Source organism: Ochrobactrum sp. BTU1, assembly GCA_018798825.1.
Lineage (GTDB): Bacteria > Pseudomonadota > Alphaproteobacteria > Rhizobiales > Rhizobiaceae > Brucella.
This window is the reverse complement of the sequence record CP076356.1, coordinates 353660-367659: the sequence shown is the minus strand read 5'-3', so window position 1 is coordinate 367659 and position 14000 is coordinate 353660. Positions and strand designations below refer to the sequence as shown.

Below are 14000 nucleotides of genomic sequence, written 5' to 3'. Positions count from 1 at the left end.
CACCGTGATAATTTGGAGGAATGTTCGTCATCGCCGCCTGACAATCAGCGGCAGCGCGAGATCAGCGACATTCTGGGCCGAGCGCTCAATATCGACGATGATCGCATCATCTTCGTCTGTCGGAAGTTCAAGTGTGTTGAACTGACTGTCAAGCAACGCGGCTGGCATGTAATGGTTCTGGCGCGCTGATATTCGTTCAAACAGCAGCTGCCTTGGCCCCTGCAGACAAACGAATGTCAGCGGACGCCCGGCCGCCACCCGCAACCGCTCTCTGTAAACTCTGCGCAGTGCCGAACAGGACACCACCACATTTGGGTTCCAAGCGAGCCTGTTGCCGATGGCATCAAGCCATGGCCAGCGATCATCGTCAGTGAGTGGAATGCCAGCCTGCATTTTTGAGACATTGTGGGGCGAGTGAAGATCATCGCCTTCAATAAATTCTGCCTCAAGGCTAACCGCGAGAAGTCGTCCGACGGATGACTTGCCACAGCCTGAAACTCCCATCACAATAACCGGCGCCGGCGACGTTAAATCAGAGACAAGTGGTGATCCCGCCGTCAACATAAAGAGTGTGTCCATTTACAAATGACGATGCCTGCGCGGACAGAAACACCGCTGCTCCGATCAGTTCTTCCACCTCACCCCAGCGTCCTGCAGGAGTGCGGTTTTGCAGCCATGAGGAAAACTCCTCACTGTCCACAAGCGCCTGATTGAGAGGTGTTTTGAAATAGCCCGGCGCAATAGCGTTGATCTGCAACCCATAGCGAGCCCAGTCCGCACACATTCCTCGGGTAAGGTTCTTTATAGCGCCTTTTGTTGCGGTATAGGGTGCGATCCCTGGCCGTGCGAGTTCACTTTGAACGGACGCGATATTGATGATCTTGCCTTTGCCGCGCTTAATCATAAAGCGCGCAACAGCTTGTCCGGCATAAAAGGCGCTTGAGATATTTGTCCTAAGCAACTCATCCCAGCGATCAACAGGAAAATCCTCAAGCGGCGAGCGAAACTGCATACCGGCATTGTTAATCAGGATATCAATAGGACCCTGATCTTCCTCAATTGCAGCAACGCCTTGCTGCACGCCACTTGCATTCGTCACGTCAAACGCTGCCGTCTCTACAGAAAAGCCTTGCGCCCGCAAACAGGCAGCCGCCGCGTCAAGTTTTGCGACATCGCGTCCATTAAGGACAACGGCGGCGCCGTGCGCGGCCAGCCCGCCAGCGATTGCAAGACCAATACCTTGCGAGGAGCCAGTGATGAGTGCGCGTCGGCCACCAAGATCAAATAATGGAAACGTCATGTATCGGGTCCTACAGATGCCAGTGTCGATTTAATTTCCATAATGCCATTGCGGAGGAAAGGATCGGAGTGAATATAAAAGAACTGCACCCCTTTCGCCCGCCAGTGTGGGATTTCCTGAAGCGTTGCCAGTGTACCTGCAATCTTCCCCGCATTGCGGATTTTATCGATGGCTTCCGCGACCTTTGCCATTACCTCTTCAGGGCGTGGCTTGCCAAATGGCGGAGCCGGAGGAAACCCCATGTCCTGTGAGAGGTCACCAGGCCCAATGAAGAAGACATCAACACCTTCAACGGCAAGAATATCCTCTAGGTTGTCAATTGCCGACGTCGTTTCTATCATCGCAACGATCAGTCGCTTCGCATGGTCCGAAGGTAAAGCATAACGCACAGCATCAACGATTAACCGCGCCTGTTCCGCCGATTCAACCATTGGAACCATAATGCCATCTGCGCCTGCATTAAGATAGCGGATGATGATAGGTCGTTCATGTGAGTGTGGACGAACGACGGCAGCGCCGCCAACAGATCGTGTAATCTGCACCGTCGTGCGGACATCATCAAAGCCCCAGGTTCCGTGCTCACAATCAAGAAACACGGAATCGGCACCGAGCTCAATCAGACGAGCTGCCAGTCCAGTTGAAACATGATGGGGATTGAACATCGTAACGCTCGCACCAGTTGCCAGTTTACTGCGTAACACGTCACCACTCATTGGCGTGCGTCCCTGTTCTTGATCGTAGATGAATGAATAATTATCGCAGTGCCTGTATTGCAGCAGCGATACGAGTGCAGCCTTCCCGGATTACCTCTTCCGAAGTCGCAATTGAAAGCCGGAAGTATCCCGGCATTCCATATGCACTGCCGTGAAGAGCAGCGACACCGACGCTTTCGAGGAGGTAGATGATGAAGTCGAGATCAGTTTCGATCTGCTTGCCATCTGGCTTTACCTTGCCAAAAACGCCGGTGCAGTTTGGAAAAACATAGAACGCGCCGTTGGGTGACGTGCAACGAATGCAGGGAATTGCATTGAGAAGACCGACTGCAAGGTCACGCCGCCCACGATAAACGCTTGCAGCTGTCGTAATAAAAGATTGATCGCCATCAAGTGCTTCCACCGCAGCGGCCTGACTGATCGAGGACGGGCAGGAAGACATTTGTGATTGCAGTTTATTTATCGCTGCAACAAGCTTCACGTTTCCGACACCGTACCCGATGCGCCAACCGGTCATAGCATAGGTCTTTGAGACGCCGTTGATGATAAACAAGCGCTCTTTAAGGCTCGCTTCAACAGTTGCAACGTTGTCCGGTGCGTTGCTGTCAAAAAGGACCTCATTGTAGATTTCATCGGCGAGCACCCATACATGCGGATGCCGGACAAGCACGGCCGCAAGCTGAGTGAGTTCTTCGCGCGTATAAACGGAACCGGAAGGGTTGGACGGCGAGTTGATAATCAGCCAACGTGTGTTCGGGGTAATGGCCTGTTCGAGCGCTTCCGCGGTGAGCTTGAAGCCATTTTCTTCACGGCATTCCACAATGACTGGTTTGCCATTGTTAGCCAACACCATGTCAGGATAGGAGACCCAATAAGGGGTAGGAATAATGACTTCACTTCCACGTTCAACGCTTGCCATTAGCGCCAGAAAAATAATCTGCTTGGCGCCGCCCCCAACACATATCTGATCATTTTCGTAGCAAAGGCCGGATGAACGCTTAAATTTAGCTTGAATTGCTTTGCGCAGAGCCGCCGTGCCGTTAACGGGAGTGTATTTCGTATCGCCCGACCTGATTGCTTCAATACCCGCTTCCTTGATATTGTCAGGTGTGTCGAAATCCGGCTCCCCTACGGTGAGGTCGACAATATCGCGCCCCTCCGCCTTAAGATCCCGTGCGCGCGCTGAAGCAAGTGAACTCGGAGATGGCTTGATACGATTTACCCGGGATGCAGGTTGAAACTCAATCACTGTAATGTCCTTCTGCTTTTATGGCTGGCGCTGAACCAAGCCAGCGCTCCGCTAGCCACTGCCTTGTCATGTGCTGGACCGGTGTCCTACAAAATTTCGGAAAGGAACTTTTTAGCTCGTTCACTTTTTGGGTTTGCGAAGAACTCAGATGGCGTTGCGGTTTCGATAAGACGGCCTTCGTCCATAAACCAAATGCGATCTGCGACTTCGCGGGCAAAGCCCATTTCGTGGGTGACGCAAACCATCGTCATGCCCTCACTGGCGAGCCCCTTCATAACCTGCAGGACTTCACCGACCATTTCAGGATCAAGTGAGCTTGTCGGCTCGTCAAAAAGCATGACTGGTGGCCGCATCACCAGAGCCCGCGCAATTGCTACACGTTGCTGCTGACCGCCTGAAAGTTGGAGGGGATAGGCGTTTGCCTTATGCGCAAGGCCAACACGGGTCAACAGCTCCGTCGCCCGCGACTGAGCTTCTGCCTTTTTGGCCTTTTTCAGTTCCAAAGGTGCAAGAGTGAGGTTCTCCAGCACGCTCAGATGAGGAAATAGATTGAACTGCTGGAAGACAAAGCCGATATGCGTGCGCAGCTCATCAATATTGGTAGACCGCGCATTTACATTCACGCCATCAACCTGAATTTCCCCTGACTGGATCGCTTCAAGACGGTTTATCGTCCTAATCAGAGTTGATTTACCAGAACCGGATGGTCCACAGATAACAACAACTTCCCCGCGGCTGACACCAGCGTTGATGTCATCGAGTGCCTTATACTCGCCGTACCATTTGCAGACGTTCGAAAATTTTATCATACCGTTGCACTTTCGACTGTCGACCTGGCGCCAGAACGCTTGTCATTGATTTTATTCTCGGCAAACTTCGCGATAGATGTCAGCGTGAAGTTCAAAACAAAGTAGGTCAGTGCCAGCAGGCCAAATACTTCAAAAGGCTTGGTCAACAGGACATTGTTGATCTGGTCTGCAGCAAAAGTTAATTCCTGCGTTCCAATGATATAGGCCAGTGAAGTTTCCTTAACCGTCGAGACCAACTGATTGAGCATGCTCGGGAGCATGTTGAAGAGTGCCTGAGGAAGAATGATCACCCGCATAACTTTTAGATACGGCAGCCCCAGAGTTCTTCCTGCCTCGTACTGGCCAGCAGGAAGTGCTTGAATTCCAGCGCGTATAATCTCCGCAAGATATGCACTTTCATAAAAGGCAAGCGTGACAATCATGACGACATAACCAGGAACGGAAGCACCGGTAACAAGGGGAATAAGAAAATAAGCCCAGAAGATGAACATCAGTAGCGGCACGCCGCGCACGAAGTAGATGACAGCGATAGCCGGCAGTCGAACAGCTGCGAAAGGACTAAGCCGGGCAAGAGCGAGCAGAATGCTTAACGGCAGTGCCAGCAATATGCTGCTTATTGCCATTCCCAAAGTTGCAGCGAGCCCACCAATAGGACCATGTGGATAGGAGCCAATGAGAAGCAAAAGCCAATTGTTTTGAATGATTTCAAGCATCTCAGCCAGCCTTTACGGATGCTGGGTCTGTGCGCACGACAGTAGAATAGCGATGCGCAAGGACACTACCACCCCACATGATTAATAGCGAGAACACGAGATAGAACACGGTGATGACGACATAGATTTCAAATGTTTTGAAGGTGTAGTTTTCGATCTCCCGACCCGCAGCCGTAAGCTCTAGGACACCGATTGCCATAGCCAGGCTGGTGTTTTTGAACATCAATACTGTCTGACTGACCAGTGGCGGTACTGCGATGCGAAATGCCTGAGGCAGGATAATGCGTCGCAATGTCGATATGTAGTTTAGCCCAAGCGCACGGGCAGCTTCTGTCTGGCCTGCCGGTATCGAGCGAACGGCGCTACGCAAATCTTCGGAAATGTAGGCCGATCCGACCAGACCGATCGCGATCATCGCCATCAGGAATTCAGCATTGTGATCATAAAGCCAGTTCGTCACAGATTGTGGCAGAAGGGCCGCAACACCGAAATACCAAAACAGGATATGGACCACCATCGGAACGTTTCGGTGGAAAGCCACATAAACGGCGACAAACTTGTCCGCAATCCACCAGCCCGTGAGCCGAAGACCTGTCAGAACACTGCCGACAAAGAATGCAAGCAAAAGCGAAGTCAGCGTGAGCAAGATTGTCGTCGAGAAGCCGGAGACGAGAAGATTAAAGTATTGTTCCTGGAAGATAATACCAAGATCGAAATTGTACTGCATGGCCTCATCTCACTTTGTGATGGCCTTCCCGGTAAGTACGCTTTGCAGAGCAAAGCGAAAACTCATTTAAGAAACAGCCCACATTGTGGGCTGCTATCGGAGCAAACGAATTACTCCTTGATTTCCTCAATCTTGAATTCCCGCTTCAACCCGCCAAACGACGTTTCAGCGCCAAACCACTTATCAAAAATCTGGTCGAATTTTCCGGAAGTTTCGAGATCAGACAGAACCTTATTCACATGGTCCTTGAATACATCTTCCCCCTTTTTGATACCAAGACCCCATGGTTCAGCAAACAGAGCAGGTTCGAGAATAGTAACTTCGACGCCACCATCTTTCTTCGCAGCATCGCGTAACTTTATATGCGCCATCTCAGAGGACACCATGCCACTCACCTTCCCTTGCTGAACTGCAAGAAACGCGCTCGCGCCATCCTTGAAGGTCAGGACATTCACGTCTTTTATATGTTCACGCGCGCCGCGCTCCGAACTAGATCCGCGAACGGCACTCACACGCTTGCCCGCCAATTCGTCAGAGGATTTCAACCCGGAATCGGCACGAACAAGGATTTTCTGCATGCTGACAAAATGCTGGTTGGAATAGTCAATCTGCTGGGCACGTTCAGGGTTCCAGCCAAGATTGGCAGCGACAAGATCGACGCGGCCTGCAATGAGTTCCGGGATGCGGGCCTCAACTGAAATCAGCTTCAACTCAAGTGGCACGCCGAGACTGTCAGCAATTGCCTGACAGATATCAACTTCATATCCAACAACCTCACGTGTTTTGCCGTCCTGGAAACTAAAAGGCTCAGAAGTACCGAGTGTCCCGCAGATAAATTTGCCGCGTTCCTTGACGTCTTTCACGACGTCCGCGCTTGCGGAGGTCACAACAGCTGCGCCAGCCACAAAGACACAGCCCGCAAGCAACACCGATTTCAGATAAGTCATGTCATTCCCCATTTGTTAAATTTCCGAGGTCGAATTTATTATTCCTCGGTTTAAAACGGCTCGATCAGGCACCTATCACAAAGCCCTTATCACGGAGCTTGTCTTCTAGATTGCTGACTTCGATAACCGATTTTCCAGCCTTGTAAGCTGCAATATATTCAGCCTCGTTTTCTTCACGTAGCCGGGATTGCTCCACTACGTTTGCAACCTCGGACTTACGGACAACCACGACGCCATCTGCATCACCAGAAACCACATCACCCGGGTTAATCGTTTCTCCTCCGATAATGATTGGCTGATTGATTGCCCCCAAGGTTTCCTTGACCGTACCTTTAATCGAAACACTGAGCGAGAAGACCGGAAAGCCAAGCTTCCGCAATTGCGCGGTATCGCGCACACCGGTATCGGTGACAAGGCCACCGATCTTCGCTGCCAAACATGCATTCGCGAGCACATCACCGAAAGAGCCCGCCTCCTCGTATTCGCCAGCGGAGACTACGATGATATCGCCTGGCGATGCATAAGAGATTGCCACCTGCAGCATAATATTATCGCGAGGAGCACAGCTAACGGTGAATGCCGGTCCGCAAAGCTTCATGGCAGGATCAACCGGTTTGATCCGCGATGACAACGCACCACGCCTTCCTTGTGCTTCATGGATCGTAGCGGGTGCATATGCACTGAGCGCAGACACCAAGGTAGCGTCTGGGCGATCGACCAATCTGTGAAGATGGACCATTGTTCCTCCAAAAAATCTGCTTTTTTGCTTTTAGCGTTTATTGCTTGAAGGAATATATTGCGCATTAAAATCAATCAAATATATAATGCTAATATGATTCATAAAGTATTTTTATATTACTAGGTCTCAATAGATCCCGCATCCAGTGGATGGGCGCGACGTACCGCTGTCACTGCTATCGCATAGGAGTTCGCATGATCCTGACTGTCATCCGGATGCGCTATTTTGTAAGCATCGCAGAGCATGGCTCGCTCACAAAAGCTTCCGCCGAACTTGGGATTGCGCAACCAGCTCTCAGTCACCACATTCGCCTTCTTGAAGACGAGCTGAATGTGAAGCTGCTAACGCGCACTGCCCGTGGAATGGTGCTCACTGAGGCTGGTGATACGCTACTTGTTCACTGTCAAAGCATCCTTCACGCGCTAGAGCGTGCAGAGAATGCGACACGCGAGAAAGCTTCTGTCCCCTCTGGCGACGTAATTTTGGGGGTCGTGAGTTCGATTGCCCCTATTTTGGCACCTCCTCTCATCAAGGTCTGCCGAGAAAAATATCCGCGCTTGCGTCTTATTTTACGCGAAGGTGACAGCCAGACGCTGAAAAGCGGGCTTGAAGCCGGCAGCTACGACATTGTTGTGAACCTTTCAGACGTCGCAGGAAAGGATGCGCCATTGGCCTTCAGGGAGGGCCTATATGTCCTTGGGGCAGCTGGCTATTTCAAAGGAAAAAGCCCGCAGATTGAGCTTCAGAACCTCGCAGATTTGCCGCTGATTTTACCGTCGAGGAAGCACGCCATACGTATTTTGATGGAGCGTGAAGCCGAAAAAGCCGGCTTCAGTCTGAATGTTTCACTTGAAATAGAAGGTGCAGGTAGCATCAAAGCCGCAGTGCGTGCTGGCTTGGGCATGACGGTCATGGGCTGGAGCCTGACAGAACCGGAAAGTACACCTCACAACTATTCGAGCGCACTAATCTCAAAGCCTGCCCTTTATAGAAAATTTGCTATGTTCACGGCGCAACGTAGCCGGACAAGCAACGCGGTTTTGGCTGTACAAAACCAACTCAAGCAACTCGTCAGCGATTTCTGCCAAAATGGCCATTGGAAACTCGATTAACTTGAACCGCCAGGGCGATAACTTTAACCCCCGGCTTCGAGCCGTCAGTTAATGCACACATCGCCGGGTGAGCATCGAACGGACGAAAACACCGAGCTGCGCTATTTGCGGTGGGCATCTCCATTGCCATCACCCACCATCACTACAGCCTCTGCCAAGATATGGAGATGTTGCCCCGGATTGAGACCGGGGGATCAGTCTCAATCCAAAGCAATTCCGTACCACCAGCATCCGATACCTACGGTTTAGTGCACCGATCCTCGTTCTTATAAACCACATCATAACAGGCCTTGCGTACCCAGCGACTAACGTGCTCCGCGCACGAAGCTTTCGCCCAGTGCTTGTGGAAGGCTTGCTTTGCGACCAGCGATCAACAGCACCAGCATCACCATGGCAAATGGTAACATCTGAATGACGTCTGTTGGCACGTTGACACCGGCGACCTGTAAGGCTGTTGCCAGCGATAGGCTGGCACCGAACAATAGTGCGCCGCCCAATACCCATGACGGTCTACCCCGCGCCAGCATTGCTAGTACGATGGCGATGAAACCATTGCCATGGCTCATGAACGGAATGAATACGCCAGCAACTGCAACAGACATGAAAGCACCACCGAGACCGGCCAGTGCGCCCGTCATCAGCACAGCAACGCTTCGCGTTCGGACAACATCCACACCGGTCGCATCGAGCGCAGCCGGTTTATCGCCTGCCGCCTGCAAGGCGGTGCCGAGATGCGTCATACGATAAATCCAGGCGAAAACTGCGACAAGGACGACAGCTACATAAACGATCGGATTGTGATTAAACAGGATCGGTCCAAGAACCGGAATTTCGACCAAAGGCCAGATAGGCCATTTCGGCACCCCGTCCAGGCGTGGATAAGTTTGCGAAAACTGTACGAAATGCAGGAGCGCGGTCATGCCTTGAACTGCCAATGTCAGAGCAATACCGATGACGATCTGATTGAGGCCTAGCCGCACACAAAACAGCACCATGAACGACGCGACGAACGCGCCCGCAGCGATACCGCCTACAAAGCCGAGCCCCATGCTGCCGGTGGTCCACGCCGCAAGAAAACCGGCATAGGCACCGGCCAGAATCATGCCTTCCAACCCGATATTGAGTACGCCTGCCTTTTCCGACAATTGCTCTCCCAGTCCTGCAAGCAAAAGCGGCGTGCCCGCAGCGATTGCACCGAGAAACAGCGTGATGATGAAACTTTCCGTAAAAAGTGCCATGTTCTTCTCCTTCTCAGACCTTGGCTCGGTAACGGCGGTTCTTGTCAAAATATTCCGCCAACGCCAAAGTGATCAGCAACAACGCCACGATAACTAACGAGAAAAAACTCGGCACACCGAGGCGGCGTGCTGCACTTTCCCCACCGATCGTGAGCGCGGAAAACAGGAAGACATAAGCGATGGAACCAAAGCCGTTGAGCCGCGCAAGGAAAACCAGCGGTACCACCGTCAGGCTATAGGCCGGATTCCAGTCCGCGCGGACATTGCCTTGCGTACCCAGAATGTCGACCGCGCCCGACAGCCCCGCAAGGCCTGCCGAAATGGCGAAGACGGCTATGGTCAGTTTGGGGACCGAAAGTCCCGCGTGAACAGCGGCACGTGGATTGGCCCCGACCAGTCGCAATTTCATTCCAAACGACGTTTTCGTCATCATCAGATGCATAGCTATGATAACGACGAGACCGATGATCAGGCCAGACGAAATGGTGGTATCAAACAACTTCGGCAAGCGCGCATCCACAGGAAGTGTGCGCGTTTGCGGAGTGGTGGTCGCGGGATCAAGAAAAGCGAGTTTCACCAGCACATTGGCCAGCGAAACGCCGAGGAAACTCATCATCAGCGTGGTAATGATTTCATTGATGCCGTGCCATGCCTTGAGTATTGCAGGCAACAGGCCCCACACCGCACCAACCGCCAAACCAATCACCAGACCGACAGCGAGGTTAAGCCAGATTGGCAGCCCCGCCGTGTACAAAAGCGGCGTCGTGGCCGCAACAATCACTGCAGCCAGCAGAAACTGTCCGTCACCGCCAAGGTTCCAGATTCCAGCACGGAAAGCCACAATCAAGCTTGCCGCAATCAGGAGAAACGGCCCCATACGTGTCAGTGTTGCCGAAAGGCCGGAAGGCGACATAATTCCCCGCTCGACCACATAGGCATAGTAACTTAGCGGATTGACGCCCATAGCAAGCAGGATCAGTCCACCCAAGACAAGGGCTGAGATCAGCGGTCCAACGCTTACGGCAAGGATTCTGCCCCATGCGGAAAATGGCGGACGCGTCATCTGTCCAGCTATTCTGGCCGTGCCGGCTTGCTGATCGCTCATTCTTCTTCTCCGGTACTCATCATGCGGCCGATTGCATCGCGCGCGCCTAATCCATTTTGGACCGTGCCGAGCAGTCTGCCCTGGTCGATCACGGCTATTCTGTCGGCAAGCTCCAAAAGCTCGTCCAGATCGGTTGAAATAAGCAACACTGCCTTGCCAGCATCTGCGGCATCGCCAATACGCCGGCGGACCGCGCGAATGTTTTTTACGTCGAGCCCATATGTCGGCTTTGCAAAAATCACCGCTTCGGCTGTGCCTGTCAGTTCACGCGCCAACAATACCTTCTGGATGTTACCGCCCGACAAGGTGCCGACCGGCGTCTCAACATCCGGCGTTCGGATATCGAAATTGCGTACATGTTCCGCAGCTTGCGCGCGGATATGCTGCGGCTTTTCCAGCCCTTTGCGCCAAAACGGCGCAGCGCCGATGTCCTTTAGGAGAAAATTTGTGGCAACCGCGAATGCACCCACCGTCCCCTCTCCGAGACGATCATCCGTCACGTAACGCAATCCGGCCATGCGACGCTCGCCCACCGAAAGCGCACCGATCTCGGTCCCGTGTAAGCAAACACTCCCAACCGACGGCAATTGTCCAGCAAGCGCCTCTGCAAGCTCCTTTTGACCGTTGCCGTCAATCCCGGCAATTCCGAGCACTTCGCGGGAGCGGATTGTCAATGAAACATTCCGAAGGGGGATGCGTCCTGCGATGGAATTAAGCTTATCGACGCTGAGGACCGTCCCACCAAGCTCACGACTGATCCGTGGCTCGGATTCACCCTCGCCCGTAACAGCATTGCCAAACATGAGTCGAATGATATTAGCAGTATTTTCCGCATCGGTATGGGTTTGCAACTCTTCAGGCGTGATAGCGCCTGCATTCTTACCTAGGCGCAGCACGGAGATGCGGTCGCCATAGGCAAGTGCTTCATTGAGCTTGTGGGTGATAAATATGACGGCCAATCCTTCCGCAACGAGCCGCCGCATTAGCTGCCCCAGCGACACCGCCTCGTTGGGGGTCAGCATGGCTGTCGCTTCGTCAAGGATCAGGCATCGGCTGCCGCGCATCAACGCACGCAGAATTTCTACCTGCTGGCGTTCTCCAAGCGACAGGCTTGAAACCAGCGCAAAGGGATCGACCCGCAATCCCACGCGGCTCGCCGTTTCGTTAATGCGCTTTGCAACGCCGCTGCGATCCGGTTTCCGCCACCAGGTCCCGCCCAGCGTAAAATTGTCGACAACCGTCAAACTCGGTACCAGCATCGAATGCTGGAACACAGTGCCCATCCCCAGCGACAAGGCATGGCGGGGCGATGTAATGTTTACCTTCGTACCATCTACCTCGATCCAGCCGTCGTCGGGCTGTTGAAGACCTGCCAACATGCCAACGAGTGTGGATTTTCCCGCGCCGTTTTCGCCCAACAGAACATGGACCTCCCCCGGCCAGACATCTGTACTGACGTTATTATTGGCGACGACGCCGGGAAAGCGCTTGGTTATGCCGCGCAAAGCGACAAAGGGCACGCCCGAAGAACTGACCGGAGAACTTTTTGCCTGTGATGAAAGAGGGACTACTTTTTGTGTTGTCACCTGCATCAAACTGTCCTTCATGGAAGCCGGCTCGTCGCGACCGGACGGATCACGATTATGCCCGGAAGCAACGAGACGGGTATTCGAGCGCTGTACGTTGTATCGGTCGCACATTGTCGCTCTCACTGCTTGGTCCAGGCATCGAACGTTTCAGAAGCTGTTACAGATTTCTGGGCCGATGCTTGAATAAGCTGGTTACTTGGAAGCGACCGTTTTGACCAACGCATGCACGCTGTCGGCATCGAACTTCGGCTCAACCTTGATCTCGCCGGAGACAATCTTGGCCTGAAGATCTTCGATCTCCTTCCACACATTGTCCGGAATGTTTTTGGTCTTCAAAAGACGCAAGCTACCGTCATCCAGTTTGATATTATAGTTGTGGCTCCCATATTTGCCGCCTTTGAGATCCTCGATCATGGCCGCATAAACGGGCTGCAAATCCCAGATGACGGAGGACAGAAGAAAGCCCTTGTCGATCGAACTCTTGTCGCCGATGACGTCGATGAAATAGGCCTTGCCACCATCCGTGGCCGGCGTTGTCTCGACGGCTTGCAGCATGCCAAAGCTGGAACCGTTGCCCTGTCCAAAGATAACATCAGCGCCGGAAGCAATGACGGTTTCGGTCACGCGCTTGCCACCTGCGGCATCGGCATAGGCAGCTGGTCCGATGACGGCATAACGAACTTCAACCGCCGGGTTTTCAGCCTTCACACCCTGCGCGAAAGCAACCGACATGTTGTTCCACGATGGCGGCTCACCCGAAACGACGATACCGACGATCTTCGTACGGCTGACTTTGGCGGCGAGACGACCGGCGAGATAAGCACCATCGCTGCCAGCGGCGGTGTAATCGGCAACCTTGCCTGCGGAAAGCTTATCTGGGCTATCGACAATCGCGACAGGAATCTTCATTTCCTCGCCGATTTCCGGAGCGGCGGTGTTGTAGCCAGAGGCATGCGCGATCAGCAAGCCAGCGCCATCTTCAGCGAGTTCGCGTAGCGTTGGACGCACATCGCCATAGCCGAGGTTTTCCGCAACCACGACCTTGATACCGGCAGCCTCGCCCGCGGCCTTTGCCGCTGCAACGCCTTGCTGGTTCCAGCCCATGTCAGTTCCCATTTCCGGGGCCAGAATAGCAATTGATTTGATATCTTCCGCCAATGCAGCATTGGCCATCCAACCACTTACTGCAAGAGCAAGCACAGCTTTACTTACTGCACTGATTCCCATTTTTTTCATTATATCGTTCCCTATTGTAGATTTTTGTTGACTATTTTTTACCTCCCGGTTGAACTCTTCAGTACAAATGGGAGCAATGTTTGCAAATGCGAATTCACCTTACCTTTCTTGCTACGGCATTTCTTAGTTTGAATTCAGCTAATTCTGCTATCAGTGAACCAAATCTCGACATTACCGTCGAGAACAGTGGTAAGACTTCACTGGTTTGCTCGGCCGCTTTCGCGCACTGGTTCTCTGCTGATCTCGGTGAAGTTAAGCCTGGAGCAAGCCGCTCATTCAGTTTTGGCGTCGATGTGAAGACGGGCAATGTCTTCCAGTTGAATTCGGTAGGTGACAAAATGGCCGTGCAGCGCATCTGGTGCGGGCACAAGGGTGATGACTGGTCAACACGCGCCGAAATACCCATGGAGCGTCGCGCAGGCGTTACACCGAAAGCTGTGCATCTGGTCTGCGAGGCGGGCGTCAATGCGACCCGATGCGCCGCCCCATAGCGTCGCTCGAACAAGCCCTGGATTGGGCGAAT

The 14000-nt window shown here is 53.0% G+C and carries 15 protein-coding genes; 2 read left to right on the top strand and 13 right to left on the bottom strand.

Translation table 11 applies throughout. The features are described from left to right. Positions 1-27 precede the first annotated feature (27 nt). From KMS41_20880 to KMS41_20840, 9 genes are all read right to left on the bottom strand, one after another. Positions 28-564, bottom strand: coding sequence for a gluconokinase (locus tag KMS41_20880; protein QWK81019.1), 537 nt, complete (start codon positions 562-564; stop codon positions 28-30). Continuing rightward, positions 533-1300 (bottom strand): SDR family oxidoreductase, encoded by a 768-nt coding sequence (locus KMS41_20875; GenBank protein QWK81018.1) that lies wholly within the window; start codon positions 1298-1300, stop codon positions 533-535. Before KMS41_20875 ends, KMS41_20880 begins: the two co-directional genes overlap by 32 nt. Then, positions 1297-2013: a 2,4-dihydroxyhept-2-ene-1,7-dioic acid aldolase gene (locus KMS41_20870; GenBank protein ID QWK81017.1), complete on the bottom strand. Its 717-nt coding sequence runs from the start codon at positions 2011-2013 to the stop codon at positions 1297-1299. The genes KMS41_20875 and KMS41_20870 overlap by 4 nt, the downstream gene beginning before the upstream one ends. A gap of 40 nt (positions 2014-2053) precedes the next feature. After that, on the bottom strand, positions 2054-3262 hold the full coding sequence (locus tag KMS41_20865; GenBank protein ID QWK81016.1) for an aspartate transaminase: 1209 nt from the start codon (positions 3260-3262) through the stop codon (positions 2054-2056). A gap of 86 nt (positions 3263-3348) precedes the next feature. Then, entirely contained in the window at positions 3349-4071 is a 723-nt protein-coding gene (locus tag KMS41_20860) for an amino acid ABC transporter ATP-binding protein (protein ID QWK81015.1), read from the bottom strand. Beyond that, positions 4068-4784 carry an amino acid ABC transporter permease gene (locus KMS41_20855; GenBank protein ID QWK81014.1) on the bottom strand — a complete coding sequence of 239 codons (717 nt, stop codon included), beginning with the start codon at positions 4782-4784 and terminating at the stop codon, positions 4068-4070. Before KMS41_20855 ends, KMS41_20860 begins: the two co-directional genes overlap by 4 nt. Before the next feature lies 1 nt (position 4785). Further along, positions 4786-5511 carry an amino acid ABC transporter permease gene (locus KMS41_20850; GenBank protein ID QWK81013.1) on the bottom strand — a complete coding sequence of 242 codons (726 nt, stop codon included), beginning with the start codon at positions 5509-5511 and terminating at the stop codon, positions 4786-4788. A 110-nt stretch (positions 5512-5621) separates the two neighbouring features. Then, a complete protein-coding gene (locus tag KMS41_20845; protein ID QWK81141.1) occupies positions 5622-6449 on the bottom strand; it encodes an ABC transporter substrate-binding protein in 828 nt (275 codons plus the stop codon). Positions 6450-6522: 73 nt separating this feature from the next. Continuing rightward, positions 6523-7197 (bottom strand): 4-carboxy-4-hydroxy-2-oxoadipate aldolase/oxaloacetate decarboxylase, encoded by a 675-nt coding sequence (locus KMS41_20840; GenBank protein ID QWK81012.1) that lies wholly within the window; start codon positions 7195-7197, stop codon positions 6523-6525. A gap of 194 nt (positions 7198-7391) precedes the next feature. Here KMS41_20840 and KMS41_20835 point away from each other — a divergent pair, with 194 nt between their 5' ends. Continuing rightward, positions 7392-8309 carry a LysR family transcriptional regulator gene (locus KMS41_20835; GenBank protein ID QWK81011.1) on the top strand — a complete coding sequence of 306 codons (918 nt, stop codon included), beginning with the start codon at positions 7392-7394 and terminating at the stop codon, positions 8307-8309. 305 nt (positions 8310-8614) lie between these two features. Here KMS41_20835 and KMS41_20830 read toward each other — a convergent pair whose 3' ends face one another. From KMS41_20830 to KMS41_20815, 4 genes are all read right to left on the bottom strand, one after another. Further along, positions 8615-9547, bottom strand: coding sequence for an ABC transporter permease (locus tag KMS41_20830; GenBank protein QWK81010.1), 933 nt, complete (start codon positions 9545-9547; stop codon positions 8615-8617). 13 nt (positions 9548-9560) lie between these two features. Continuing rightward, on the bottom strand, positions 9561-10652 hold the full coding sequence (locus tag KMS41_20825) for an ABC transporter permease (protein QWK81009.1): 1092 nt from the start codon (positions 10650-10652) through the stop codon (positions 9561-9563). After that, the gene (locus KMS41_20820) at positions 10649-12244 is read right to left on the bottom strand and encodes an ABC transporter ATP-binding protein (protein QWK81140.1); all 1596 of its coding nucleotides are present in this window, start codon (positions 12242-12244) and stop codon (positions 10649-10651) included. Before KMS41_20820 ends, KMS41_20825 begins: the two co-directional genes overlap by 4 nt. 189 nt (positions 12245-12433) lie before the next feature. After that, a complete protein-coding gene (locus tag KMS41_20815; GenBank protein ID QWK81139.1) occupies positions 12434-13468 on the bottom strand; it encodes a BMP family protein in 1035 nt (344 codons plus the stop codon). Positions 13469-13563: 95 nt separating this feature from the next. Here KMS41_20815 and KMS41_20810 point away from each other — a divergent pair, with 95 nt between their 5' ends. Then, positions 13564-13968 (top strand): hypothetical protein, encoded by a 405-nt coding sequence (locus KMS41_20810; protein QWK81008.1) that lies wholly within the window; start codon positions 13564-13566, stop codon positions 13966-13968. Positions 13969-14000 lie beyond the last annotated feature (32 nt).

What these genes read in the sequence shown, in the direction of transcription:
- KMS41_20875 (QWK81018.1), bottom strand. Translation starts at nt 1,300, where the DNA reads ATGACGTTTCCATTATTTGATCTTGGTGGCCGACGCGCACTCATCACT.
- KMS41_20870 (QWK81017.1), bottom strand. Translation starts at nt 2,013, where the DNA reads ATGAGTGGTGACGTGTTACGCAGTAAACTGGCAACTGGTGCGAGCGTT.
- KMS41_20840 (QWK81012.1), bottom strand. Translation starts at nt 7,197, where the DNA reads ATGGTCCATCTTCACAGATTGGTCGATCGCCCAGACGCTACCTTGGTG.
- KMS41_20855 (QWK81014.1), bottom strand. Translation starts at nt 4,784, where the DNA reads ATGCTTGAAATCATTCAAAACAATTGGCTTTTGCTTCTCATTGGCTCC.
- KMS41_20825 (QWK81009.1), bottom strand. Translation starts at nt 10,652, where the DNA reads ATGAGCGATCAGCAAGCCGGCACGGCCAGAATAGCTGGACAGATGACG.
- KMS41_20850 (QWK81013.1), bottom strand. Translation starts at nt 5,511, where the DNA reads ATGCAGTACAATTTCGATCTTGGTATTATCTTCCAGGAACAATACTTT.
- KMS41_20815 (QWK81139.1), bottom strand. Translation starts at nt 13,468, where the DNA reads ATGGGAATCAGTGCAGTAAGTAAAGCTGTGCTTGCTCTTGCAGTAAGT.
- KMS41_20860 (QWK81015.1), bottom strand. Translation starts at nt 4,071, where the DNA reads ATGATAAAATTTTCGAACGTCTGCAAATGGTACGGCGAGTATAAGGCA.
- KMS41_20830 (QWK81010.1), bottom strand. Translation starts at nt 9,547, where the DNA reads ATGGCACTTTTTACGGAAAGTTTCATCATCACGCTGTTTCTCGGTGCA.
- KMS41_20810 (QWK81008.1), top strand. Translation starts at nt 13,564, where the DNA reads ATGCGAATTCACCTTACCTTTCTTGCTACGGCATTTCTTAGTTTGAAT.
- KMS41_20880 (QWK81019.1), bottom strand. Translation starts at nt 564, where the DNA reads ATGTTGACGGCGGGATCACCACTTGTCTCTGATTTAACGTCGCCGGCG.
- KMS41_20835 (QWK81011.1), top strand. Translation starts at nt 7,392, where the DNA reads ATGATCCTGACTGTCATCCGGATGCGCTATTTTGTAAGCATCGCAGAG.
- KMS41_20820 (QWK81140.1), bottom strand. Translation starts at nt 12,244, where the DNA reads ATGCAGGTGACAACACAAAAAGTAGTCCCTCTTTCATCACAGGCAAAA.